The sequence below is a fragment of the Paracoccus yibinensis genome (assembly GCF_030846195.1).
Lineage (GTDB): Bacteria > Pseudomonadota > Alphaproteobacteria > Rhodobacterales > Rhodobacteraceae > Paracoccus > Paracoccus yibinensis.
In genome coordinates, this window is record NZ_JAVCWH010000002.1 from 365,730 (window position 1) to 388,754 (window position 23,025).

21 protein-coding genes are annotated in these 23,025 nt (G+C 65.4%); 15 read left to right on the forward strand and 6 right to left on the reverse strand.

The features are described 5' to 3' along the window. Position 1: 1 nt before the first annotated feature. From RAH32_RS05420 to RAH32_RS05445, 6 genes are all read left to right on the forward strand, one after another. Positions 2-2,389 (forward strand): circularly permuted type 2 ATP-grasp protein, encoded by a 2,388-nt coding sequence (locus RAH32_RS05420; protein ID WP_306605861.1) that lies wholly within the window; start codon positions 2-4, stop codon positions 2,387-2,389. Beyond that, a complete protein-coding gene (locus tag RAH32_RS05425; RefSeq protein WP_306605863.1) occupies positions 2,389-3,267 on the forward strand; it encodes a transglutaminase family protein in 879 nt (292 codons plus the stop codon). Before RAH32_RS05420 ends, RAH32_RS05425 begins: the two co-directional genes overlap by 1 nt. Before the next feature lie 89 nt (positions 3,268-3,356). Continuing rightward, positions 3,357-4,733 (forward strand): GntP family permease, encoded by a 1,377-nt coding sequence (locus tag RAH32_RS05430; RefSeq protein WP_306605864.1) that lies wholly within the window; start codon positions 3,357-3,359, stop codon positions 4,731-4,733. Next, a complete protein-coding gene (locus tag RAH32_RS05435) occupies positions 4,730-5,239 on the forward strand; it encodes a gluconokinase (protein WP_306605866.1) in 510 nt (169 codons plus the stop codon). The genes RAH32_RS05430 and RAH32_RS05435 overlap by 4 nt, the downstream gene beginning before the upstream one ends. 121 nt (positions 5,240-5,360) lie before the next feature. Further along, a complete protein-coding gene (locus RAH32_RS05440) occupies positions 5,361-5,612 on the forward strand; it encodes a hypothetical protein (RefSeq protein ID WP_103171480.1) in 252 nt (83 codons plus the stop codon). A 79-nt stretch (positions 5,613-5,691) separates the two neighbouring features. After that, positions 5,692-6,573, forward strand: a complete 882-nt coding sequence (locus RAH32_RS05445; RefSeq protein WP_306605869.1) for a LysR family transcriptional regulator — start codon at positions 5,692-5,694, stop codon at positions 6,571-6,573. A gap of 32 nt (positions 6,574-6,605) precedes the next feature. Here RAH32_RS05445 and glnA read toward each other — a convergent pair whose 3' ends face one another. Together glnA and RAH32_RS05455 are read right to left on the reverse strand one after the other, a co-directional pair. Beyond that, the gene (gene glnA / locus RAH32_RS05450) at positions 6,606-8,012 is read right to left on the reverse strand and encodes a type I glutamate--ammonia ligase (RefSeq protein WP_306605871.1); all 1,407 of its coding nucleotides are present in this window, start codon (positions 8,010-8,012) and stop codon (positions 6,606-6,608) included. Between the two features lie 80 nt (positions 8,013-8,092). Beyond that, positions 8,093-8,431, reverse strand: a complete 339-nt coding sequence (locus RAH32_RS05455) for a P-II family nitrogen regulator (RefSeq protein WP_306605873.1) — start codon at positions 8,429-8,431, stop codon at positions 8,093-8,095. A gap of 154 nt (positions 8,432-8,585) precedes the next feature. On the opposite strand from RAH32_RS05455, the gene RAH32_RS05460 reads away from it, so the two are divergent. Next, positions 8,586-10,190: an NAD(P)H-hydrate dehydratase gene (locus RAH32_RS05460; RefSeq protein ID WP_306605875.1), complete on the forward strand. Its 1,605-nt coding sequence runs from the start codon at positions 8,586-8,588 to the stop codon at positions 10,188-10,190. On the opposite strand, the gene nrdF is transcribed toward RAH32_RS05460, so the two are convergent. The 4 genes from nrdF to nrdH form a co-directional block, all read right to left on the reverse strand. Beyond that, positions 10,139-11,095, reverse strand: coding sequence for a class 1b ribonucleoside-diphosphate reductase subunit beta (gene nrdF / locus RAH32_RS05465; RefSeq protein WP_373429668.1), 957 nt, complete (start codon positions 11,093-11,095; stop codon positions 10,139-10,141). The two genes, RAH32_RS05460 and nrdF, sit on opposite strands and share 52 nt — an antisense overlap. Positions 11,096-11,183: 88 nt before the next feature. Then, positions 11,184-13,307 carry a class 1b ribonucleoside-diphosphate reductase subunit alpha gene (nrdE, locus tag RAH32_RS05470; RefSeq protein WP_306605879.1) on the reverse strand — a complete coding sequence of 708 codons (2,124 nt, stop codon included), beginning with the start codon at positions 13,305-13,307 and terminating at the stop codon, positions 11,184-11,186. Beyond that, positions 13,292-13,744 (reverse strand): class Ib ribonucleoside-diphosphate reductase assembly flavoprotein NrdI, encoded by a 453-nt coding sequence (gene nrdI / locus RAH32_RS05475; protein WP_306605881.1) that lies wholly within the window; start codon positions 13,742-13,744, stop codon positions 13,292-13,294. Before nrdI ends, nrdE begins: the two co-directional genes overlap by 16 nt. A gap of 6 nt (positions 13,745-13,750) precedes the next feature. Continuing rightward, complete coding sequence (gene nrdH / locus RAH32_RS05480; RefSeq protein ID WP_207465377.1) at positions 13,751-13,972, reverse strand: glutaredoxin-like protein NrdH; 222 nt, start codon at positions 13,970-13,972, stop codon at positions 13,751-13,753. Between the two features lie 455 nt (positions 13,973-14,427). On the opposite strand from nrdH, the gene RAH32_RS05485 reads away from it, so the two are divergent. The 8 genes from RAH32_RS05485 (at position 14,428) to mnhG (ending at position 23,023) form a co-directional block, all read left to right on the forward strand. Then, on the forward strand, positions 14,428-15,660 hold the full coding sequence (locus RAH32_RS05485; protein WP_306605885.1) for an aromatic ring-hydroxylating oxygenase subunit alpha: 1,233 nt from the start codon (positions 14,428-14,430) through the stop codon (positions 15,658-15,660). A 7-nt stretch (positions 15,661-15,667) separates the two neighbouring features. Then, positions 15,668-16,744: an FAD-binding oxidoreductase gene (locus RAH32_RS05490; RefSeq protein ID WP_306605887.1), complete on the forward strand. Its 1,077-nt coding sequence runs from the start codon at positions 15,668-15,670 to the stop codon at positions 16,742-16,744. 275 nt (positions 16,745-17,019) lie between these two features. Beyond that, the gene (locus RAH32_RS05495; RefSeq protein ID WP_306605889.1) at positions 17,020-19,905 is read left to right on the forward strand and encodes a monovalent cation/H+ antiporter subunit A; all 2,886 of its coding nucleotides are present in this window, start codon (positions 17,020-17,022) and stop codon (positions 19,903-19,905) included. Continuing rightward, a complete protein-coding gene (locus RAH32_RS05500; RefSeq protein ID WP_306605891.1) occupies positions 19,905-20,249 on the forward strand; it encodes a Na+/H+ antiporter subunit C in 345 nt (114 codons plus the stop codon). The genes RAH32_RS05495 and RAH32_RS05500 overlap by 1 nt, the downstream gene beginning before the upstream one ends. Next, entirely contained in the window at positions 20,246-21,886 is a 1,641-nt protein-coding gene (locus RAH32_RS05505) for a monovalent cation/H+ antiporter subunit D (RefSeq protein ID WP_373429669.1), read from the forward strand. The genes RAH32_RS05500 and RAH32_RS05505 overlap by 4 nt, the downstream gene beginning before the upstream one ends. Further along, positions 21,883-22,368 (forward strand): Na+/H+ antiporter subunit E, encoded by a 486-nt coding sequence (locus tag RAH32_RS05510; protein WP_306605895.1) that lies wholly within the window; start codon positions 21,883-21,885, stop codon positions 22,366-22,368. Before RAH32_RS05505 ends, RAH32_RS05510 begins: the two co-directional genes overlap by 4 nt. Beyond that, on the forward strand, positions 22,365-22,646 hold the full coding sequence (locus RAH32_RS05515; RefSeq protein WP_306605897.1) for a K+/H+ antiporter subunit F: 282 nt from the start codon (positions 22,365-22,367) through the stop codon (positions 22,644-22,646). The genes RAH32_RS05510 and RAH32_RS05515 overlap by 4 nt, the downstream gene beginning before the upstream one ends. Next, entirely contained in the window at positions 22,643-23,023 is a 381-nt protein-coding gene (gene mnhG, locus RAH32_RS05520; protein WP_306605899.1) for a monovalent cation/H(+) antiporter subunit G, read from the forward strand. Before RAH32_RS05515 ends, mnhG begins: the two co-directional genes overlap by 4 nt. The last annotated feature ends 2 nt before the right edge of the window (positions 23,024-23,025 follow it).

Sequence of the window (23,025 nt, forward strand, 5' to 3'; positions counted from 1 at the left end):
CATGGCGGGCGAGCGGGCAGACAGCCTGGAACAGCCGCGCAGCGCGGCCTATCGCCCGCTGCCCGGCGTCCCGGACGAGATGGTCGCCCCCGACGGCACGATCCGCCCGCTGTGGCGCAAGCTGGTCGCGCATCTGGACGCCTTGCCCGACGACAGCCTGGCGCGCGATCTGGCCCGCGCCGACCGTTACCTGCTGGATAGCGGCGTCTTCTATCGCCAATACGGCGGCGGCGAATCCGTCGAACGCCCCTGGCCGCTGAGCCATATCCCCGTCCTTCTGGCCGAGGAGGAATGGAAGGGCATCGGCGCGGCCCTGCGCCAGCGCGCCGACCTTCTGGAAGCGGTGATGGCCGACCTTTACGGCGCGAACAGGCTTGTGGCATCGGGCCGCCTGCCCGCGGCCCTGGTGGCGGGCAACCCCGAATGGCTGCGTCCGATGGTGGGGGTCAAGCCGCGCGGCGGGCATTTCCTGCACTTCCTGGCCTTCGAACTGGGGCGCGGCCCGGACGGTGAATGGTGGGTGCTGGCGGACCGCGCGCAGGCGCCATCGGGGGCGGGGTATGCGCTGGAAAATCGGGTCGCCACCTCTCGGGCGTTTTCGGAACTCTACCCGGACGGGAACGTGCATCGGCTGGCGGGATTCTTTCGCAATTTCCGCGATGCCTTGCAGGCCCAGGCCACCGACAAGGACAGCCGCGTGGCGATCCTGACGCCCGGCCCCATGAACGAGACCTATTTCGAACACGCCTATATCGCCCGTTACCTGGGCTTCACTCTGCTGGAAGGCGACGACCTGTGCGTGTCGGGCGACCGGCTGATGGTGCGCACCGTCCAGGGGATGCGGCAGGTCGATGTGCTGTGGCGCAGGCTTGACGCGCAATATGCCGATCCCTTGGAACTGGAACCCGCGTCCCGTATCGGCACGCCCGGCATGGTCGCGGCGCTGCGGGCAGGCGCGGTGACGATGGTGAACGCCTTGGGCTCGGGCGTTCTGGAAACGCGCGCGCTGATGGCCTTTCTGCCGAAGCTTGCGCCGGATCTGGTCGGCGCGCCGCTGGCCATTCCCAACATCGCCACTTGGTGGTGCGGCGATCCCGCCGCCCGCGCGGCGGTGCGCGCCAGCCCGCGCCGGATGGTGCTGGCGGATGCGCTGACCACCCGCCTGCCCTTCGACCCCACGGACGACCTGACCCGCGCCGTTGGCCTGCCCGCCGAGGTGCTTGACCGGCGGCTGACCGAGGGCGGCGGCGATCTGGTCGCGCAAGAGGCCGTGACCCTGTCCACCACCCCGGCCCTTGTGGACGGCGCCCTGGTGCCGCGGCCCATGACGCTGCGCGTCTATCTGGCCCGGACGGCGCGGGGCTGGGCCGTCATGCCGGGCGGCTTCGCGCGGATCGGCACGGGCGCCGACGTGTCCGCCCTGGCCATGCAGGAAGGCGGTGCCGCCGCCGATGTCTGGGTCGTCAGCCCCTTGCCCGTGCCCGCCATCACCATGGCCCGCCAGGTGAACGCCGCAGACACGCGCATGGCGGCTGGCGGCCTGCCCGCGCGATCCGCCGACAACCTGTTCTGGCTGGGCCGCTATGCCGAACGGGCCGAAGGGATCGTGCAGCTGATGCGCGCCTATCACACGCGCCTGGCCGAATCCGGCGCCACGGGCGCGCCCTTGCTGGCGGGGTTCGATCCCCTGTTCCGCCAGATGGGCATCGACCCCGCTGCGTCCATTCCCCAGAAGCTTCTGGACAACCTGTCCGCCGCCATCGGCAGCGCGGGCAGCGTGCGCGACCGCTTTTCCCCCGACGCCTGGTCCGCGCTGCACGACATCGACCGCAGCGCACGAAGGCTGGCCCCCAAGGTCTCGGCCGGTGACGACGCGGCCCGCGCGCTGTCCGCGTTGCTGCGCAAGCTGGCGGGGATTTCCGGCCTGGTGCATGAGAACATGTATCGCTTCGTCGGCTGGCGCTTCCTGACCATCGGAAGGCTGCACGAACGGGCCATGGGCACGGCGGCGCTGCTGGCCGTGCTGTGCGATCCCAAGGCGCCCGAAGGCGCGCTGGATCTGGCGATCGAGGTCGGCGACAGCATCCTGACCCATCGCCGCCGGTTCACCCTGAACGCGTCCCGCGCCACGGTGATCGACCTGCTGGCGCTGGATCCGCTGAACCCGCGCGCGCTGCGCCACCAGATCGACGGGCTGCGCGAGCAGGTGGACATGCTGCCCGCCGCCAACGACCACGGCGCCCTGTCGCCCCTGGCCCGCGAAGCCCTGCGCCTGCACGCCGACCTGGCCACCGCCGAACCCGCCAGCCTGACGACCGAGGCGCTGTGGGGCCTGCGCGCGCGCATCGCCATGCTGTCCGACATCCTGACCACGACCTATTTCCACTGATGCTGTATCGCCTGCGCCTGTCCATCGGATACGACTTCGCCCGCCCCACCGGCGCGGGCCGACAATTGCTGCGCATCAGTCCCGCCGACCTGCCGGGGCTGCAGGACGTGCATCAGAGCAGCATCGTCATCACCCCCCCGCCGGCCGAGCGGAGCCGGTTCACCGACTTCTTCGGCAACGAAGTGACGCAGCTTGTCATGCCTGCCGGGCTGACGCAGGTGCGCATCGACATGACAGGCCGGGTGCGCCGGCTGGGCGAGGAATCGGAACTGGACCTGTCCGCCACCCTGGACCGCCTGCCCGACGACCTGCATGAGATCACCGACCTTGGCCCCCATTCGCCGCATCACTTCCTGCGCCCATCACTTCGGATCCCGGCGGTGGACCCGATCGCCGACTTCGCCCGGAAAGCCTGCGGCAAGGCCGCGACCGCGCGCGAGGCGGTGGAGTGCCTGGGCCGCGCTATCCACGGCCACATGCGCTTCGACGCCCAGGCGACCGAGGTCGACACCCCCATCGCCCAGGCTTTCGCGGGCCGCCATGGGGTCTGCCAGGATTTCTCGCAGATCATGATCTCGGGGCTGCGCAGCCTTGGCATCCCGGCGGCCTATGTCTCGGGCTTCCTGCGCACGAACCCGCCGCCGGGAAAGCCCCGGCTGGAAGGCGCGGATGCCATGCACGCCTGGGTCCGCGCCTGGATCGGGGCCGAGGCCGGGTGGTGCGAATACGACCCGACGAACGACTGCTTCGTGGCCGCTAACCATGTCACCATCGGCTATGGCCGCGACTATGCCGACGTGGCGCCCGTCACCGGATCCATGCGCTTGGCGGGCGGCCAGACGACCAGCCACAGCGTCGATATCCTGGCCGAGGATTAGGCAGGCACCAAAACCGCCATTACGGCGTTGGCGGATATGGATGCACTATTTGCCCGGCCACCCGGCGTCTCGATGCAGGAGGGAACCCCTTGGAAGACACAGAAACCGTACACAGCACGCTGTTCTTGCTAAGCGTCGCGGCAGCCTCGGTCGGGCTGTTGCTGGTGCTGATCATGCGCTTCAAGCTGCATGCCTTCATTGCCCTGGTCCTGGTCAGCCTGCTGACGGCCCTTGTCACCGGCATCCCCCTGGCCGAGGTGGTGCCGACGCTGCTGACCGGCTTCGGCAACACCCTGGCCACCGTCGCGCTGCTGGTCGGTTTCGGCGCGATGATCGGTCGCCTGCTGGAGGTATCGGGCGGCGCGCAGATCCTGGCGGACCGGCTGATCAACAAGTTCGGGGAACGGCGCGCGCCCTTCGCACTTGGCGTGGCATCGCTGCTGTTCGGGTTTCCGATCTTCTTCGATGCCGGGCTGATGGTGATGCTGCCCATCATCTTCAGCGTGGCGCTGCGCTTTGGCGGGTCGGTGCTGCTGTATGCCCTGCCCGCTGCCGGGGCCTTTGCGGTGATGCACGCCCTGGTGCCGCCCCATCCCGGTCCCGTCGCCTCGGGCGATCTGGTGGGGGCCGATATCGGGCTGTTGCTGATCGTCGGCACCATCGTGGCGCTGCCCACCTGGTATGTCGGCAGCTATCTGGTGTCGCTGTTCCTGGGCCGGCGCTTCACCGTCCCGGTGCCGGAACTGCTGGGCGCGAATGACGAACACCGCCTGACGGGCGAACCGCCGGCCTTCGGAACGGTGCTGCTGATCCTGCTGCTGCCGCTGATCCTGATCTTCTTCAACACCGGCCTGAACACGCTGGCGACGATCGGCGCCATCGACGGAGACGCGGCCTGGGTGAACCTGCTGCGGATGCTGGGCCAGACGCCCGTCGCGTTGCTGATCACGCTGCTGATCGCGCTGTATCTGCTGGGGCGCGGCAACGATCCTGCGCGGATGGAAAAGATCGTGGACGGCGCGCTTGGCCCGATCTGCGCCATCATCCTGGTCACCGGCGCGGGCGGCATGTTCGGCGGCGTCCTGCGCGCCAGCGGCATCGGCGAAGCCCTGTCTGGCAGCCTGGAATCGGTGGGCCTGCCGCTGATCGTCGCGGCCTTCGTCATCTCCACCGCCCTGCGCGTGGCCCAGGGGTCGGCCACGGTGGCGCTGACCACGACGGCCAGCCTGATCGCCCCCACCGTCGCCGCGACGCCGGGCCTGTCGGAACTGGACCTGTGCTTCCTGGTCATCGCCATCGCGGGCGGCGCCACGGTTCTCAGCCATTTCAACGATTCAGGGTTCTGGCTGGTCGGGCGGTTCCTGAAGATGGATGAAACAACCACGCTGAAGACCTGGACCGTGATGGAAACAACCATTGGCCTGACGGCCTTCGCCTTTGCCCTGCTGGGCTGGTGGCTGCTGTGACGGGGCCGCAGCACATCGTGGTGATGGGGGTATCCGGCGCCGGCAAGACCACCACCGGGGAAGCCCTGGCCGCCCATCTTGGCTGGCCCTTTGTGGAGGGCGATGCCTTCCACCCCCAGGCCAACGTGGACAAGATGGCGCAGGGCACGCCCCTGACGGACGCGGACCGCGCGCCCTGGCTGCACGCCTTGGCCGACCAGATCGCGGCGGCCGAGGCGCGGGGCGAAAGCTCGGTCCTGGGCTGTTCGTCGCTGAAGCGCAGCTATCGCGACATCCTGCGCAGCGGGGCGCCGCGCGTGCGGTTCCTGCATGTCCACGGCACGCGCAAAGTGCTGTCGGACCGGCTGAACCATCGCGCGGGGCATTTCTTCCCGCCCAAGCTGCTGGACTCCCAACTGGCCACGCTTGAGCCACTGGCCCCGGACGAGGACGGCGTGGTCATCGACATGATGCTGACGCCGCAGCAGCAGGTCGCCCAGGCGGTGCGCCTGCTGGGCCTGTCCTGACAGGAAACGGGCGGTATTGTGCAGCATCATTGAACACTGAAACCAGCAGATCCGGTCTAATTCACGACATATCAGGGGGTTATATCCATGTCATAGAAACGACAGACAGATGAGACATATCATGAAAAACATCGCAGCCATCCTTGGCGCCGTTATCCTTGCCACCGGAACCGCGCAAGCCGCCAGCTACAATTCCGGCAACTCGGACGCCGACATGCCGACAGCGCCGGTCGTCGCCGCGCAGACGGTCGAGGTCAAGGCAGCCGACCTGATGAACAAGAAAGACCTGGAACGCGCAGGCATCGACGCCGACGCGACCCTGTCGGTCAGCGACTTCACCGCGCCCGGCCCCCGTTCGACCTATATCCGCTAAGCCGTCGCAAGGCAGGATTGCAACCGCCCCCTGACCGGGGCGGTTTTCCTTTTTCGCGGCGCGGTGCATGGTGGCGTGCATGGATACCAGCGTCTTCCGCACCTTTGTCAGCGTCATCGACGAGGGCAGCTTTGCCGCCGCAGCGTCGCGCATGGGCATTTCCCGCAGCCTGTGCAGCAAGCACATCGCCGATCTTGAAGCCAGCCTGGGCGTCCGTCTTCTGGTGCGCACCACGCGCAAGGTGACGCCGACCGCCGCGGGCCTGGCCTACAGTCGGGACCTGCGCGAGATCCTGGCCCGGCTGGATGCGGCGACCGAAGCCGTCAAGGCGACCACGACAAGCCAGTCGGGCACGCTGAAGATCGGCAGCCCGATCTTCTATACGCTGAAGGTGCTTCAGCCGCATCTGCTGGACTTCATGGAACGATACCGCGACGTGCAGTTGCAGATCGTCCTGGACGACGGGGCCAGCGACATCGTGGGCGACGGCTTCGACGCGGTGATCCGCATCGGCAACCTGCAGGATTCGACCCTGCACGCGCGGCGGCTGCACGCGGTGCGCATCATGCTGGTAGCCTCGCCCGATTACCTGGCGCGGATGGGCCGCCCGGAAAAGCCCGCCGACCTTCTGCGCCACGATTGCCTTCACTATACCAACCTGCCCGGCAACCTGACCTGGCCGCTGCGCCGGGGCAGCCGCACGATCCGCCAGCCGGTCCGGCCGGTCTTCTTCAGCAACAACACCGAGATGCTGCATTCCATGGCGCTGAACGGCAGGGGCCTGGCGCTGCTGCCGGAATTCGTCGTGCGCGACGATGTCAAGGCCGGGCGGCTGGATGTGGTGATGTGCGAATACGCCCTGCCAGACCTGCCGGTGAACCTGGTCTATCCATCCGGCAAGCTGATGACCGGCGCGATGCGCAGCTTCCTGGATTTCGCGGTCAAGCTGCAGCTTGACTGAAGAAAGGCGCCCCGAAGGGCGCCTTTCAAGCCTCAGCAGCTGTAATACATCGCGTATTCGATCGGGTGGGGCGTATGCTCATAGGCATAGACCTCTTCCCATTTCAGCTTGATATAGGCTTCCAGCTGGTCGCGGGTGAAGACGTCGCCCTGCAGCAGGAAGTCCATGTCCTTCTCCAGCTCCTCCAGCGCCTCGCGCAAGGATCCGCAGACGGTCGGGATTTCGGCCAGTTCTTCCGGCGGCAGGTCATAGAGGTCCTTGTCCGACGCGGGACCCGGATCGATCCGGTTCTTGATCCCGTCCAGGCCCGCCATCAGCAGGGCGGCGAAGGCCAGATAGGGGTTGGCCGCCGGATCGGGGAAGCGGGCCTCGACGCGCTTGGCTTTCGGCGATTCGGTCCACGGAATACGGACGCAGCCCGACCGGTTGCGCGCGGAATAGGCGCGCAGCACCGGCGCTTCGAAGCCGGGGATCAGCCGCTTGTAGCTGTTGGTCGAAGGGTTGGTCAGCGCGTTCAGCGCCTTGGCGTGCTTCAGGATGCCGCCGATGAAATACAGCGCCTCCTGGCTCAGGTCGGCATACTTGTCGCCCGCGAACAGCGGCTTGCCGTCCTTCCAGATCGACATGTTGACGTGCATCCCCGACCCGTTGTCGCCCTTCATGGGCTTGGGCATGAAGGTCACCGACTTGCCATAGGCGTGGGCCACGTTGTGGATGACGTATTTGTATTTCTGGATGTTGTCGGCCTGTTCGGTCAGCCCGCCGAAGATCAGCCCCAGCTCGTGCTGGCCCGAGGCGACTTCGTGGTGGTGCTTGTCCACCTTCATGCCCATCCGCTTCATGGTGGACAGCATCTCGCCCCGGATGTCCTGGCCGGCGTCGATCGGGTTCACGGGGAAATAGCCGCCCTTGTGGGCCGCACGATGGCCCGTGTTGCCCATCTCGTATTCGGTATCGGTGTTCCAGGCGGCATCAACCGAGTCGATCTGGTAGGACACCTTCTGCGGCGTGACCTGATAGCGCACGTCGTCGAAGATGAAGAACTCGGCCTCGGGGCCGCAATAGAAGGCGTCACCGATGCCGGTGGACTTCAGGTAGGCCTCGGCCTTGACGGCCGTGCCGCGCGGATCCCGGGCATAGGCCTCGCCCGTGTCGGGTTCCACCACGTTGCAATGCACGCACAGCGTCTTTTCCGCATAGAACGGGTCCATGTAGGCCGACGAGGGATCCGGCATCAGCTTCATGTCGGACTGGTCGATCGACTTCCAGCCCGCGATCGAGCTGCCGTCGAACATGAAGCCTTCCTCGAAGAAGTCCTCGTCGATCAGATCGACATCCAGCGTCACATGCTGAAGCTTGCCCTTGGGATCGGTGAAGCGGACGTCCACATAGGCGACCTCCTCATCCTTCAGAAGCTTCAAAACGTCATTGACCGTCATCTCTTCCCTTTCTGCGTCGATGCGCCCCGGCTCTCCTGCCGGACGCGATAATCCTGTTGGGGATGTTGTTTTTCTTGTGTTCAGACCGCGTCGTCGCCGGTTTCGCCGGTGCGGATGCGGATTGCCTGCTCGACAGGCGATACGAAAATCTTGCCGTCGCCGATCTTCTCGGTGCGGGCGGCGCTGATGATGGCGTCGATGGCGGCATCGACCTGGTCGTCGGGCAGCACCATCTCGATCTTCACCTTGGGCAGGAAGTCGACCACATATTCCGCGCCGCGATAAAGTTCGGTGTGACCCTTCTGGCGACCGAAGCCCTTGACCTCGGTGACGGAAAGACCCTGCACGCCCACCTCTTGCAGCGCCTCTTTCACGTCGTCCAGCTTGAACGGCTTGATGATCGCCTCGACCTTCTTCATCGCAATGATCCTTCCTCGCGGCTTGCCTGACGCCTGATTGGCGGGTTTCATGGCTTGGGTAAACGGGGCGCGGTGCGGATTGCCCCAGCAATCGCAGGCAACCAGAAATATTGCCTGTTTTTTGTGCTGTATGATTAAACAGGATGCAGAATTCATGTTCACGGGCAGCGAAGTCCTGACAACCGCCCAAATGCGCGCCATGGAAGCCAAGGCGATTGCCAGCGGACGCGTAACCGGACTGGAGTTGATGGAACGGGCCGGCGCCGCAGTCGTCGCGGCGATGATACGCAAATGGCCCGAGTATCAGGACCATCCCTCCGGCCATCCACACCGGGCGATCGTCCTGTGCGGACCCGGCAACAACGGCGGCGACGGCTTCGTAGTGGCGCGCCTGCTAGCCGAGAAAGGGTGGGAGGTCCGCGTGAAACTACTGGGTGGGGCCGACCGCCTGCCCCCTGACGCACGGGCTAACCATGACCGCTGGCGGGCCATGGGATCCGTGAATCCCATCATGCCGGATGTCGGAGAATGCTACCAGGCCGAGGTTCTGGTGGATGCCTTGTTCGGCATCGGCCTGACGCGCCCGCTTGCCAGCAACCTTCGGGGCGTTTTCGATGGTATCCACGAGGCTGTCCACAACATGTTAAGCGGCCCCCGCGGCCTCGGCGTCGATCATGTGGTGGCCGTCGACGTCCCCAGCGGACTTTGCGCCGAAAGCGGACGCCTGCTGGCAGAGGATGACCTGACGGTCTGGGGCGCGGATCTGACGGTGACATTCGACAGCCTGAAACCCGGCCATCTGCTGGCCGACGGTCCCGACCTCTGCCGAGAGGTGGTGGTCGCGGATATCGGTCTTCCGGGGTCGCCAGAGGGACCGCGTGTCCGTCGCCTTGTCCGAGGAGAGATCACCAAGCACGGCGGACACAAGTATGATCATGGCCATGCCCTGATCCTTGCCGGTTCTTCGGGGCATGGCGGCGCGGCGCGGCTGTCGGCACGCGCGGCCCTGCGCGTGGGCACGGGGCTGGTGACGATCTGCCCGCGGCAATCGGCCCTGTCGGATCATGTCCGCCCCCCCGACGCATTGATGCTGCGTCCGGTCGATACCGCCAGGGATTTAGGCGCGCTGCTTGAAGACAAGCGGATTTCTGCCCTTTGCCTGGGTCCGGGCTGCGGGGTGGAACGCGCGGACGGCCTGCTGGACGCCCTGCTTGGTTCCGGCTGCGCTGCCGTTCTGGATGCTGATGCCCTGACCGCGCTTTCCCGCAGACAGGATCCTTTCGCAAGCTTGCCCAAGAACTGCGTGCTAACGCCCCACATGGGCGAGTTCGCCCGCCTGTTCCCGGATCTGGCCGAGCGCCTGAAGGCAACGCCAACCCAAGGCCCCGCTTATTCCAAGCTTGACGCCGCCCGCGATGCCGCCGCCCGCTGCGGGGTTGCAGTCCTGCTGAAAGGCCCTGACACCGTGATCGCCGCCCCCGAAGGCCGCGCCCGCATCCATTCGGCCTTCGACATCCCCTGGCTTGCCACCGCAGGCGCGGGCGACGTGCTGGCGGGCATCATCACCGGCCTGCTGGCGCGAGGCTTTGAGCCGCTGGATGCCGCCAGCCTTGGCGCGCTGATCCACGCCCAGGCCGCGCGCCTGTTCGGCCCTGGCCTTATCGCCGACGACCTGCCCGACCTAATCCCCGCCGTATTGCGGGCTTCTCAGAAATCCCAGTCCTCGTCCTCGGTGGCGACCGCTTTGCCGATGACATAGGACGACCCCGACCCGCTGAAGAAATCGTGGTTCTCGCTGTCGGGCGACAGCGCGGCCAGGATCGCCGGGTTCACCTCGCAAGCCTGGGGCGGGAACAACGCCTCGTAGCCCAGGTTCTGCAGCGCCTTGTTGGCGTTATAGTGCAGGAAGGCCTTCACATCCTCGGTCAGCCCGATCCCGTCATAGAGTTCCGCCGTATAGCTCTGCTCGATCTCGTAAAGGTCGAACATCAGCGAAAAGGCGAAGTCCTTGAGTTCCGCCCGACGTTCCTCGGAAACCCGCTCCAGCCCGCGCTGGAACTTGTAGCCGATGTAATAGCCATGGACGGCCTCGTCGCGGATGATCAGGCGGATCAGGTCGGCGGTGTTGGTCAGCTTGGCGCGGCTTGACCAGTACATCGGCAGGTAGAAACCCGAATAGAAAAGGAAGCTTTCCAGGAACACGCTGGCTATCTTGCGCTTCAGCGGGTCGCTGCCCGCCTTGTATTCCTCCAGGATCAGCCTGGCCTTGCCTTGCAGATGCGGGTTCTCCTCGGCCCAGCGGAAGGCCTCGTCCACTTCCTTGGTCAGGCACAGGGTCGAGAAGATCGAGGAATAGGAGCGCGCATGCACCGCCTCCATGAAGGCGATGTTGGACAACACCGCCTCCTCGTGCGGGGTAATGGCATCGGGCATCATCGAGGGCGCGCCGACCGTGTTCTGCACCGTGTCCAGTAGCGTCAGCCCGGTAAAGACGCGGATCGTAAGCTCACGCTCGGCCGGGCGCAGCGTGGCCCAGCTTTGCACGTCATTGGACAGCGGCACCTTTTCCGGCAGCCAGAAGTTCACCGTCAGCCGGTTCCAGACCTCCAGGTCCTTCTCATCGTCCAGGCGGTTCCAGTTGATCGCGCGCGCGACCGTCTGCATCACTTGATCCTTCATCCCGAAGAACCCCTTTCATCTTCTGTGTTCAAATATCCTCGGGGGTCCGGGGGCAGACAGCCCCCGGCTTCGCTCACAAGGTGCAGGACACGCAGCCCTGGACCTCGGTCCCCTCCAGCGCGGTCTGGCGCAGGCGGATGTAGTAGATCGTCTTGATGCCCTTCTTCCAGGCGTAAATCTGGGCGCGGTTGATGTCGCGGGTCGTGGCCTCGGCCGGGAAGAACAGCGTCAGCGACAGGCCCTGGTCCACATGCTCGGTCGCGGCGGCATAGGTGTCGATGATCGCCTCGGGACCGATCTCATAGGCGTCGCGGTAATAGTCCAGGTTCTCGTTCGACATGAAGGCGGCGGGGTAATAGACGCGGCCGATCTTGCCTTCCTTGCGGATCTCGATCTTGCTGACGATCGGGTGGATCGAACTGGTCGAGTTGTTGATATAGCTGATCGATCCGGTCGGCGGCACGGCTTGCAAGTTGCGGTTATACAGCCCGTGCTTCATCACGTCGGCCTTGAGCCGCGCCCAGTCGTCGCGCGTGGGCAGCGTCACGTTCTCGAAAACGCGCGCCACGTCCGGCAGCACCGGCAGCCAGTCGCGATCCGTATACTTGTCGAAGAACGAGCCGTCGGCGTATTTCGACTTCTCGAAATCCTTGAAGGTCCGGCCATGCTCCTGCGCCAGAAGGTTCGACGCGCGGATTGCGTGGAAGGCCACGGCGGCGAAATAGATCGATGTGAACTCGACCCCTTCCGGCGACCCGTAATGGATCCGCTCGCGCGCCAGGAAGCCGTGCAGGTTCATCTGGCCCAGGCCGACCGCATGGGCCTCGTCATTGCCGCGACGGATCGAAGGCACGGCCTCGATGGCCGACATCTCCGACACGGCGGTCAGGGCGCGGATCGCCGCCTCGATGGTGGCGCCAAAATCGGGACCATCCATGGTCGCCGCGATGTTCAGCGAACCCAGATTGCACGAAATATCAGTGCCCAGGTGCGAATAGCTCAGATCCTCGTTGAACTCGGACGCTTCGTTCACCTGGAGGATTTCGCTGCACAGGTTCGACATGGTGATGCGGCCATGCACGGGGTTGGCGCGGTTCACCGTGTCCTCGAACATGATGTAGGGATAGCCGCTTTCGAACTGGATTTCCGCAATGGTCTGGAAGAACTCGCGCGCGTTGATCTTGCGTTTCTTGATGCGCTTGTCGTCCACCATCTCGGCATATTTCTCGGTCACGGAAATGTCCGAGAAGGGCACCCCATAGACCTTCTGCACGTCATGGGGCGAGAACAGGTACATGTCGGCGTTCTTCTTCGCCAGCTCGAAGGTGATGTCGGGGATGACCACGCCCAGCGACAGCGTCTTGATGCGGATCTTCTCGTCCGCGTTCTCGCGCTTGGTGTCCAGGAAGCGCATGATGTCGGGATGGTGCGCGTTCAGATAGACCGCCCCGGCCCCCTGCCGCGCGCCAAGCTGGTTGGCATAGGAGAACGAATCTTCCAGCAGCTTCATCACCGGGATGACACCGGACGACTGGTTCTCGATCCCCTTGATCGGCGCCCCCGCCTCGCGCAGGTTGGTCAGCATCAGGGCCACGCCGCCGCCGCGCTTGGAGAGTTGCAGGGCCGAGTTGATGCTGCGCCCGATGGACTCCATGTTGTCCTCGACCCGCAAGAGGAAGCAGGAGATCAACTCGCCCCGCGATTTCTTGCCGGCGTTGAGGAAGGTCGGCGTGGCGGGCTGGAAGCGGCCCGACAGCATCTCCTCCATGAAACGCATCGCCAGCGCCTCGTCGCCGCGTGCCAGCGTCAGGGCGACCATGACCACCCGATCCTCGTAGCGTTCCAGGTAACGCTGCCCGTCGCGGGTCTTCAGCGTATAGCTGGTGTAATACTTGAACGCGCCCAGGAAGGTCGGGAAGCGGAACTTGCGCTCATAGGCGGCGTCCCAGATGGCGCGGTGGAAGTTGCGGGAATACTGGTCCAGCACCTCGGGCTCGTAATAGCCCTCGTCCACCAGATAGCGCAGCTTTTCGTCCAGGTTGTGGAAGAAGACGGTGTTCTGGTTCACGTGCTGCAGGAAATACTGCCGCGCGGCCATGCGGTCGGCGTCGAACCGGATGCGCCCGTCGGCGTCATACAGGTTCAGCATCGCGTTCAGCGCGTGGTAATCCAGTTCTGGCTTCAGACCGTCAAGCATTCCAACCCCCGGAATTGATGAAGGCCCGTGCGGACCTTTTGAATATCTGTGTCCGTCCCCGCCAGCTCGAACCGCCACAAGACGGGGACATTGCATTTCTCCGCGATGACGCGGGCCGACAGCGCATAGGTCGCGCCGAAATTGCGGTTTCCGGTGCCGATCACCCCGCGCAACAGGGCGCGGCGGCGGGGATCGTTCAGGAAATGGATGACGGGCTTCGGCACCGCGCCGCGCCCCTGCCCGTCCGCATAGGTCGGGCAGATCAGCACGAAGGGCGCCTCCACGACCGGCATCGGATCCGTGGGCCGGATTGGGATCCGCAGCGCAGGCAGGCCAAGGGCTGCCACAAAGCGCGCCGTGTTCCCCGAAGCCGAGGAATAGTAGACCAGCCCGTAGGGTGGGGTTTCACCCCACCATGCCCCGCCCGCCGCCTGCATTGCCGGTCAGGCCAGTCGGCCGATCATGTCCGGCCGGAAGCCCGCCCAGTGCGCGTCGCCGGCAATCACCACCGGGGCCTGGCGATAGCCAAGCGCGGTCACGCGCTCCATCGCCGCCGCATCCTCGGTCAGGTCGATGACATCATAGGACAGACCGCGCGCATCCAGGGCACGGGTCGTGGCGGTGCACTGCACGCAGGCGGGTTTGGAATAAACAATGATGGTCATGCCCACTGCTCCTTTTCGTCTGGACATGCGTGGGCAGCGGCCACGGGTGCATCCCGCGAACCAAACCGCCGGACCGCTGTCCGGTGTCGTGTTTTGCCATGGCCCAGGTGGCCCTTGTTTTCGGTCAGACTGCCGCGCCCCATCAAGGCAAGCAAACGGTGTCGCGCCGACCGGCGCAGATGATTTTCCGTCCGTTGCAGAACAACCACAAGGCGTTCGTGGCACATCATCTGGTTCAAATCATCTGCTGCCCATCAATATATGGAAGGCACCTCGGGTTCCAGAGTCTTCGTCAAATTCTCTGTGGAAAACTTCCAAAGGCCGTCGGAACCCCGGCGAAGACTGGGACCGGCAATGTCTGAATCAGGCTGCACGAGGTCGCAATTTTGCCATCGCCGCGGCACAATGTCGCTAATGTGCAGCCCATAGCAGCCAGCACCTCCATGGGTCCAGACATGAATACGACCTCGACCGCCAGCCTGATCGCAGAACGCGTCCCCGGCTTTTCCCTGCCCCGTGATCTGTATTGCGGCGAGCAGGCCTTCCAGGACGACCTGGAACAGATCTGGTATCGCGAATGGCTTTTCGCGCTGCCTTCGTGCGAGATCCCCAAGACCGGCAACTTCGTCACCATGAATGTCGGCGCCTATCCGGTGATCGTGGTGCGCGGCGGCGACGGCCGCGTCCGCGCCTTCCACAACGTCTGCCGCCACCGCGGCCAGCGGCTTTGCGCCAAGACGAACGGCTCGAACCCCAAGCTGGTCTGTCCCTATCACCAGTGGACCTATGACCTTGACGGCAAGCTTCTGTATGCCCGCGACATGGGCGACGATTTCGACGCCAGCAAATACGGGCTGAAGCCGGTCCATTGCATCGACTTGGGCGGCATGGTCTTCATCTGCCTGGCCCAGATCCCGCCCGCGATCAACGAACTGGCCGCGAACCTGACGCGCTTTGTGCTGCCGTCCGCCATCGCGGACAGCAAGGTCGCCTTTTCCTCGACCATCGTCGAGAAGGGCAACTGGAAGCTGGTGATGGAGAACAACCGCGAGTGCTATCACTGCGGCGGCTCTCATCCCTCGCTGTGCCGGACCTATTCCGACGATCCGCTGATGACGGTGATGGAAGGCCCGAACTCGGCCAGCCCCGAGATCCTGGAGCATTGGGCGCGCTGCGATGCGGCCAATCTGCCCTCGCGCTTCACCAACGCGCCCGACATGCAGTGGCGCATGGCCCGCGTGCCGTTGATGGACAACCAGGAAAGCTTCACCATGTCCGGCAAGGCCGCCGTGTCGAAACGGATGGGGACGATTCCCTGGAACGACGCAGGCAGCCTGATGTTCTATCACTTCCCGTCGTCCTGGAACCATTTCCTGCCCGACCACGCCATCGTCTTCCGCATCCTGCCCATCAGCCCCACGGAAACCGAGGTCACGACCAAGTGGCTGGTCCACAAGGACGCGGTGGAAGGTGTCGATTACGACCTCCAGAAGCTGACCGAGGTCTGGCTTGCCACCAACGACGAGGATCGTCAGGTGGTCGAGGAGAACCAGAAGGGCATCCTGTCCCCCGCCTACCAGCCCGGCCCCTATTCGCCGACGCAGGAAGCGGGCGTCATCCACCTGATCGACTGGTATTGCGGGCTGATGAGCCGCCGCCTGTCGCCCAACGCGGTCGCGGCGGAGTAAGACGCGCATGAAGAAACCACGCCTGAACTGGGCCGCCGAGCCGTGGTCCGACGACGAGTTGCTGGAATGTGCGATGGTGGTTCCCGAAACACCGGACACTGCCACCTTCACCTTCCGGGCGCCGTCCGGGGCGTGGTTCGACTATCAGCCGGGGCAGTTCATCACGCTGGACCTGCCCCTGCCATCCGGCAACGTGCAGCGGACTTATACGATCAGCTCCAGTCCGTCGCGGCCCCTGTCGATCTCGGTCACGGTCAAGGCGCAGCGCACGTCGCTGGCGACCCGCTGGATGCTGGACCATCTGCGTCCGGGCATGCGGATCAAGGCCTATGGGCCGTCCGGGATTTTCACCAGCCACCGCTATCCGGCCAGGAAGCACCTTTTCATCTCGGCCGGGTCGGGGGTAACCCCGATGATGTCGATGACGACCTGGGCCTGGGATTCGGGCGAGATGCCGGACATCGTCTTTGTCCATGCCGCGCGAACCCCGTCAGACATCATCTTCCGTCGCAGGCTGGAACAGTTCGCGGACCGCGTGCCGGGATTGCAACTGCGCTTCACGGTCGAGGAAAACGATCCCTTCACCGCCTGGACCGGCTATCAGGGTCGCCTGAACCAGATCATGCTGGGCCTGATGGCGCCGGACTATCTTGAACGCGAGGTGTTCTGCTGCGGACCCGAGCCGTTCATGCAGTCGGTGCGCGAGATGCTGGTGTCACTTGGCTTCGACATGGACCATTACCACCAGGAAAGCTTCGGCGCCCCCATCAGGACCGAGGCCGACGCCCCCGTGATCGAGGACGTGGCCCCCGAGGAAGGCGCCAAGGCGCAGATCACCTTTGCCGCAAGCGGCGTCACCGCGCCTTGCGCGGAAACCGATACCGTTCTGGCCGTCGCCAAGCGGTCGGGTCTGAACATCCCGTCCGGCTGCACCTTCGGCCTCTGCGGCACCTGCAAGATCCGCAAGATCTCGGGCGAGGTGCACATGGTCCATAACGGCGGCATCAGCGACGAGGATATCGCCGAAGGCTTCATCCTCGCCTGCTGTTCGCACCCGATGGGCCAGATCGCGGTCGAGGTCTGAAAGGACCGTTCCTCAACGACGCCGGGCCGCCTCTGGTTCACTGCCGGGGCGATCTGCCGGGGCCAATGCCCGCCGCGTGGTTCAGATAACAGAAAAGTTGGATAATTCCTGCAATCGCGGGCAATCTGGACTTGAACTCGATCGGGCCGAAAGGCATTCGGGTCTTGATCCCGAATGCCTTGTGCAGCTTGTCCCCTTTGCCTGGAAGGACAGGGTCGCGCGGGCATGTGTCGGGAAAGGCAAAACATTTTATCAGAGGTGAGGGCAGCGCGACGATGGCCGAACACAATCTGTTCCTGCTGCTGGCCTGCCTTCCCTTTGCGACGTCGCTGATCCTCTTGACCCTGTCGCCTGGCGCGCGCGGCGCATCGACCTGGCTGTCGGGGCTGTCGCTGGTCGCGGGTCTGGCGATCCTGGCGGGATTCCTGTCTGGCATCCGCGACGGCGACGTGCTGCGCGCCAGCATGGAATGGGTGCCCTCGCTGGGGATGAACCTGGCCTTCCGGCTGGACGGATTTGCCTGGCTGTTCACCACGCTGGTGCTGTCCATCGGCGTTCTGGTGGTGATCTATGCCCGCTACTACATGCCGGCCCGGGATTCGCTGCCGCGCTTCTATGCGCTGCTGATGGCCTTCACGGGGGCGATGCAGGGGATCCTGATTTCCGGGAACGTGCTGGGCATGGTCGTCTTCTGGGAACTGACCTCGTTCATATCCTTCCTGCTGATCGGGTTCTGGCATGGGGCGGCGGCGGCGCGAGACGGGGCGCGGACGGCGCTGATCATCACCGCGCTTGGCGGGCTGTGCCTGCTGACGGCAATGCTGATGCTGGGTCACGTCGCGGGCAGCCATGACCTGGGGGTCATCCTGCGGTCGGGCGACGCGATCCGCGCGCATCCCTGGTATGGCGCGATCCTGGCGCTGTTCCTGCTGGGCGCGTTCACGAAGTCGGCCCAGTTCCCGTTCCACTTCTGGCTGCCCGGCGCCATGGCCGCGCCGACGCCCGTGTCAGCCTTCCTGCATTCCGCGACCATGGTGAAGGCGGGGGTCTTCCTGCTGGTGCGCTTTTCCCCGGCGCTCGGGGGAACCGAGGCATGGTTCTTCACGGTCACCAGCATCGGCATGGCCACGCTGATCCTGGGCGCGGCCGTCGCGCTGTATCGGCACGACCTGAAGGGCCTGCTGGCCTATTCCACGATCAGCCACCTGGGCCTGATCACCGCGCTTGCGGGGATCGGCGGGCCGGTGGCGATCCTGGCCGCGATCTTTCACATCTGCAACCATGCGGTCTTCAAGGCGTCGCTGTTCATGGCGGCGGGGATCATCGACCATGAAACCGGCACGCGGGACATGCGCCGCCTGTCCGGGCTGTTCCGGCCGATGCCCTTCACCGCGAGCCTGGCCATCGTCGCCGCTGCCGCCATGGCGGGGGTGCCGCTGCTGAACGGGTTCCTGTCCAAGGAGATGTTCCTGGCCGAGGCCGTGGACTGGCACAACGGCACCTGGCTGGACAACGCCCTGCCCTATTTCGCCATCGTCGGCAGCACGCTGTCCGTCGCCTATTCGCTGCGCTTCATCGCCACCGTCTTCTTCGGCCCGCAGGCGACGAACCTGCCGAAAGCCCCGCACGAGCCGCCCGCCTGGATGCGCCGCCCGGTCGAGTTGCTGGTGCTGATCTGCCTGATCGTGGGCATCCTTCCGGCGGTCACGCTGGGTCCCACCGTCAACATGGCCGCACGCTCGGTCGTGGGGCCGGACCTGCCCTATTACAAGATCGCCGTCTGGCATGGGGTGAACGCCCCTCTGATTCTGAGCCTGGTGGCCATGGGGGTGGGGACGCTGATCTATGTCTTCAGCGCGAAAGCCATCGCCACGGGACCCGAAGGCCCGTTCCTGCTGCACCGCATCCGGGGCCAGCGCATCTATGACTGGCTGCTGTTCCGGCTGACCTGGCGCCTGCCCCGGCTGGCGCTTGGGCTGGTGTCCACCGAATCCCTGCAGCCGCAATTGCGACTGCTGGTGCTGATTGCGCTTGCGGTGGCGGCGGCCTCGCTTTGGGGTGGCCTGAGCCTGGCGCCCGAACTGCGGCTGCACGCCTTCAATCCCGCCTTCGCGCTGCTGTGGACCGTCGGCGCGGCCTGCGCCATCGGCGCGGCCTGGCAGGCCAAGTACCACCGCTTCGCCGCCCTCGTCCTGCTGGGCGGCGCCGGGGTCGTGACATGCGTGACATTCGCCTGGTTTTCATCGCCCGACCTGGCGGTGACGCAGTTGCTGGTCGAGGTGGTGACGACCGCCCTGCTGCTTCTGGGCCTGCGCTGGCTGCCAAAGCGCCGGTCAGAAATCCCCGAGGACAAGCTGTTGCCGGCAAAGGTCCGGCGCAGCCGTGACCTGGTGATCGCGGTCGCGGGGGGTTTGGGCATCGCATCCATCGCCTTCGCCGTGATGACCCGCCCGGTGGTCAGCAACGTGGGCGACTGGTTCCTGGGCAACGCCTATTACGAAGGCGGCGGAACCAATGTGGTGAACGTGATCCTTGTCGATTTCCGGGCCTTCGACACCTTCGGCGAAATCGCCGTCCTGGCGATCGTGGGGCTGACGGTCTATGGCCTTTTGCGCCGCTTCCGGCCCGCCCCCGAAAGCGTCGCGGCGCCGGACCAGCAGACCCAGGCGGACAGCCCGTCGCTGGACGACTATCTGTTCGTGCCCTCGGTCATCATGGTCTGGATGTTCCCGGTGCTGATCATGCTGTCGGGCTATTTCTTTTTCCGGGGCCATGACCTGCCGGGCGGGGGCTTTGCCGCCGGGGTGACGCTGGCGATCGGATTCCTGATCCAGTACATCGCCACCAACGTCCGCTGGGTCGAGGCGCGCATCACCGTCCTGCCGATCCGCTGGATGGGCTTCGGCCTTCTTGGCGCGGTGACGACGGGCATGGGGGCCTGGATCTTCGGCTATCCGTTCCTGACGGCGCACGCCCGCTATGTCCACATTCCCCTGATCGGCGAGGTTCCGGCGGCGACCGCCATGCTGTTCGACATCGGCGTCTTCGCGACGGTGGTCGGCGCCGTCGTGCTGATGCTGGTCGCCATCGCCCACCAGTCGCTGCGCGCCAGCCGGATGCGCGAAATGGACGAAGCCGCCGCCCGGAAGGAGGCCGCCTGATGGAAATCATCCTGTCGGCCGCCATCGGCATCCTGTCGGCATCGGGCATCTGGCTGCTGCTGCGGCCGCGCAGCTTCCAGGTGATCATCGGGCTTTGCCTGCTGTCCTATGCGGTCAACCTGTTCATCTTCTCGATGGGGCGGCTGGCCCCCGGCGCGCCGCCGATCATGCCCAAGGGCGGCTTCGTCGATCCCACGCTTTACGCCGACCCGGTGCCGCAGGCCCTGGTCCTGACCGCCATCGTCATCAGCTTCGCCACCACGGCGCTGTTTCTTGTGGTGATGATCGCATCGCGCGGCATGACCGGCACCGACCACGTTGACGGAAAGGAACGCAGCCAGTGATGGGCGAACACCTGATTATCGCGCCGATCCTGATCCCCTTCGTCACGGGCGCCCTGATGCTGCTTTACGACGACCGGCAGCGGAGCGCGAAGTTCTGGCTGAGCCTGGGTTCGGCGGCCGCGCAACTGCTGATCGCGGTCGAACTGGTGGTCCGCGCCAAGACCGGCGGCGACATCGGCGATGCCGAGGGGATGAGCTTCTATCTGCTGGGCGACTGGCCCGCGCCCTTCGGGATCGTCCTGGTGCTTGACCGCCTGGCGGCGATGATGCTGGTGCTGACCGCGCTTCTGGCGATCCCGTCGCTGGTCTATGCCCGCGCAGGGTGGGGACGGCAGGGGCCGCATTACTATTCCCTGTTCCAGTTCCTGCTGGTCGGGCTGAACGGGGCCTTCCTGACGGGCGACCTGTTCAACCTGTTCGTGTTCTTCGAGATCCTGCTGGCCGCGTCCTATGGATTGCTGCTGCACGGATCCGGGCAACTGCGCGTGCGTGCCGGGTTGCATTACATCGCGATCAACCTGGCCGCGTCGCTTCTGTTCCTGATCGGGGTCAGCCTGATCTATGGCACGACCGGCACGCTGAACATGGCGCATCTGGCGAACCTCGTCGCCTCGATGCCCGGAGAGGACCGGCCGCTGCTGCACGCGGCCATCGCGATCCTGGCGGTGGCCTTCCTGGTCAAGGCGGGCAGCTGGCCGCTGAACTTCTGGCTGCCCACGGCCTATATGGCGGCCGCGGCCCCGGTCGGCGCGATGTTCGCGATCATGACCAAGGTGGGCGTCTATGCGATCCTGCGGCTGTCGATGCTGGTCTTCGGTGAAACCGGCGGCGCCTCGGCAGGGTTCGGATCGGGCATCCTGATCATGCTGGGGATGTTCACCGTCCTGTTCGGACTGTTGGGGATTTTCGCCTCGCAGGGTTTGGGACGGATGGCCGCGCATTCGGTCCTGATCTCGTCGGGCACCGTGCTGGGGATCACCGGCTTCGCCCTGGCAGGGGGCGGGCAGGCGATGCTGGCGGGGGCGCTGTACTACATGATCGGATCGGTCCTGGCGACTGGCGCCCTGTTCCTGCTGATCGAGCCGATGAGCCGGGAAGACGGCGGTATCGCCGCGATGCTGGCGCTGACCGCGGACGCATACGGCATCGACCCCGACGACCTGGACGAGGTTCCCGACATCGGTCTGGCCATTCCCGCGACAATGACCGTGCTGGGGGGCTGTTTCGCGCTCTGCGTGCTGGTGCTGGCGGGGCTGCCGCCGCTGCCGGGCTTTGTCGGCAAGATCGCGATGATCCAGCCGCTGATCGCGCAGACGGCGTTGCCGGGGGCACTCGCCTGGGGGTTCGTGGCGCTGCTGATCCTGTCGGGCCTGGCCACGCTGATCGGCATGGCGCGGATCGGCATCCAGACCTTCTGGGCCAATGACGTGCCGCTGCCCCGCGTCCTGGCCCTGGAAATCGCCCCGATAATCGCGCTTCTGATGATCCTGGGCACGATCAGCTTCAAGGCCGAGGTGATGCTGCGCTATACCAGCGGCACCGCCCATGCCCTGCACGACACGGCGGCCTATGCCTATGGCGTCTTCGCCACGCCCCGCGCCGCCGACCGTCCCGCCGCCGACGAGGCGCAGCCATGATGCGGCTGGTTCCCCACCCCGTCCTGCTGGGGTCGCTGATCGTCATGTGGCTGATGCTGACGCGGTTTTCCCTGGGCTATCTGATCCTGGGCACCGTGCTGGCGGTGATCGCAAGCTGGGCCTACAACGCGCTGCATCCGGTCAAGCCGCCGATCCGGCGCTGGCGGGTGATCCTGCGGCTGGCCGCCACGCTGATCCGCGACATCATCCAGTCCAACATCCACATCACCTGGCTGCTTCTGACCGAGCGACGCGGCACGCGCAGATCGGCCTTTCTGCAAATCCCGCTGGAGGTCAGGAACGAGAACGCCCTGGCGCTGCTGGCGATCATCCTGACCGCCACGCCCGGCACCGCCTGGCTGGAATACGGGTCCGACAGCGGCATCCTGTGCCTGCACATCTTCGACGGCGGGCAGGCCGACCATTACCGCAGGATGATCGACCAGGTCTATGAACCGATGCTGATGGAGATCTTCGAATGAGCGAGACGATCCTGACCATCGCCCTGGCCTATGCGCAGATCGCGCTTGCGCTTGCGGGCTGTCTGGCAGGCACACGCATCCTGCGCGGCCCGCGCGCGCAGGACCGGGTGCTGGGCCTGGACGCGCTTTACGTGTCGGTGATGCTGCTGTTCCTTGTCACGGGGATGCAGCTTGGCACCGCCTTCTTCTTCGAGGCCGCGATGGTGATTTCCATCATGGGCTTCGTCTCCTCGGTCGCCCTGGCCAAGTTCCTGTTCCGTGGCGAGGTGATCGAATGACGCCCCTGCAATCCGTGCCCCTGGCCGTGGCGATCCCCGTGGCGATCTTCGTGGTGCTGGGATCCACCCTGACCCTGATCGGTGCCCTGGGATTCGCGCGCCTGACCTCGTTCTATGACCGGCTGCACGCGCCGACGCTGGCGACCAGCTGGGGAACGGGCGGCATCATCATCGCCTCGTCCCTGATGTTCAGCTTCATCGAAGGGCGGGCGATCATCCATGAGTTCGTGATCGGCCTTTGCATCGTCGTGACCACGCCCATCACGCTGATGATGCTGGGCCGCGCGGCGCTGCAGCGCGACCGGGCAGAGAAGTCGCCCGCCCTGCCCCCGGAAATGCTGACGCGCCCGAAGCGCAAAGACCGGCCGCAGGACTGACC

Excerpts from the sequence above, each read along its gene's own strand:
- RAH32_RS05420 (WP_306605861.1), top strand. The coding sequence starts at position 2 with ATGGCGGGCGAGCGGGCAGACAGCCTGGAACAGCCGCGCAGCGCGGCC.
- RAH32_RS05425 (WP_306605863.1), top strand. The coding sequence starts at position 2,389 with ATGCTGTATCGCCTGCGCCTGTCCATCGGATACGACTTCGCCCGCCCC.
- RAH32_RS05440 (WP_103171480.1), top strand. The coding sequence starts at position 5,361 with ATGAAAAACATCGCAGCCATCCTTGGCGCCGTTATCCTTGCCACCGGA.
- RAH32_RS05445 (WP_306605869.1), top strand. The coding sequence starts at position 5,692 with ATGGATACCAGCGTCTTCCGCACCTTTGTCAGCGTCATCGACGAGGGC.
- glnA (WP_306605871.1), bottom strand. The coding sequence starts at position 8,012 with ATGACGGTCAATGACGTTTTGAAGCTTCTGAAGGATGAGGAGGTCGCC.
- RAH32_RS05455 (WP_306605873.1), bottom strand. The coding sequence starts at position 8,431 with ATGAAGAAGGTCGAGGCGATCATCAAGCCGTTCAAGCTGGACGACGTG.
- RAH32_RS05460 (WP_306605875.1), top strand. The coding sequence starts at position 8,586 with ATGTTCACGGGCAGCGAAGTCCTGACAACCGCCCAAATGCGCGCCATG.
- nrdF (WP_373429668.1), bottom strand. The coding sequence starts at position 11,095 with ATGCAGACGGTCGCGCGCGCGATCAACTGGAACCGCCTGGACGATGAG.
- nrdE (WP_306605879.1), bottom strand. The coding sequence starts at position 13,307 with ATGCTTGACGGTCTGAAGCCAGAACTGGATTACCACGCGCTGAACGCG.
- nrdI (WP_306605881.1), bottom strand. The coding sequence starts at position 13,744 with ATGCAGGCGGCGGGCGGGGCATGGTGGGGTGAAACCCCACCCTACGGG.
- nrdH (WP_207465377.1), bottom strand. The coding sequence starts at position 13,972 with ATGACCATCATTGTTTATTCCAAACCCGCCTGCGTGCAGTGCACCGCC.
- RAH32_RS05485 (WP_306605885.1), top strand. The coding sequence starts at position 14,428 with ATGAATACGACCTCGACCGCCAGCCTGATCGCAGAACGCGTCCCCGGC.
- RAH32_RS05490 (WP_306605887.1), top strand. The coding sequence starts at position 15,668 with ATGAAGAAACCACGCCTGAACTGGGCCGCCGAGCCGTGGTCCGACGAC.
- RAH32_RS05495 (WP_306605889.1), top strand. The coding sequence starts at position 17,020 with ATGGCCGAACACAATCTGTTCCTGCTGCTGGCCTGCCTTCCCTTTGCG.
- RAH32_RS05500 (WP_306605891.1), top strand. The coding sequence starts at position 19,905 with ATGGAAATCATCCTGTCGGCCGCCATCGGCATCCTGTCGGCATCGGGC.
- RAH32_RS05510 (WP_306605895.1), top strand. The coding sequence starts at position 21,883 with ATGATGCGGCTGGTTCCCCACCCCGTCCTGCTGGGGTCGCTGATCGTC.
- RAH32_RS05515 (WP_306605897.1), top strand. The coding sequence starts at position 22,365 with ATGAGCGAGACGATCCTGACCATCGCCCTGGCCTATGCGCAGATCGCG.
- mnhG (WP_306605899.1), top strand. The coding sequence starts at position 22,643 with ATGACGCCCCTGCAATCCGTGCCCCTGGCCGTGGCGATCCCCGTGGCG.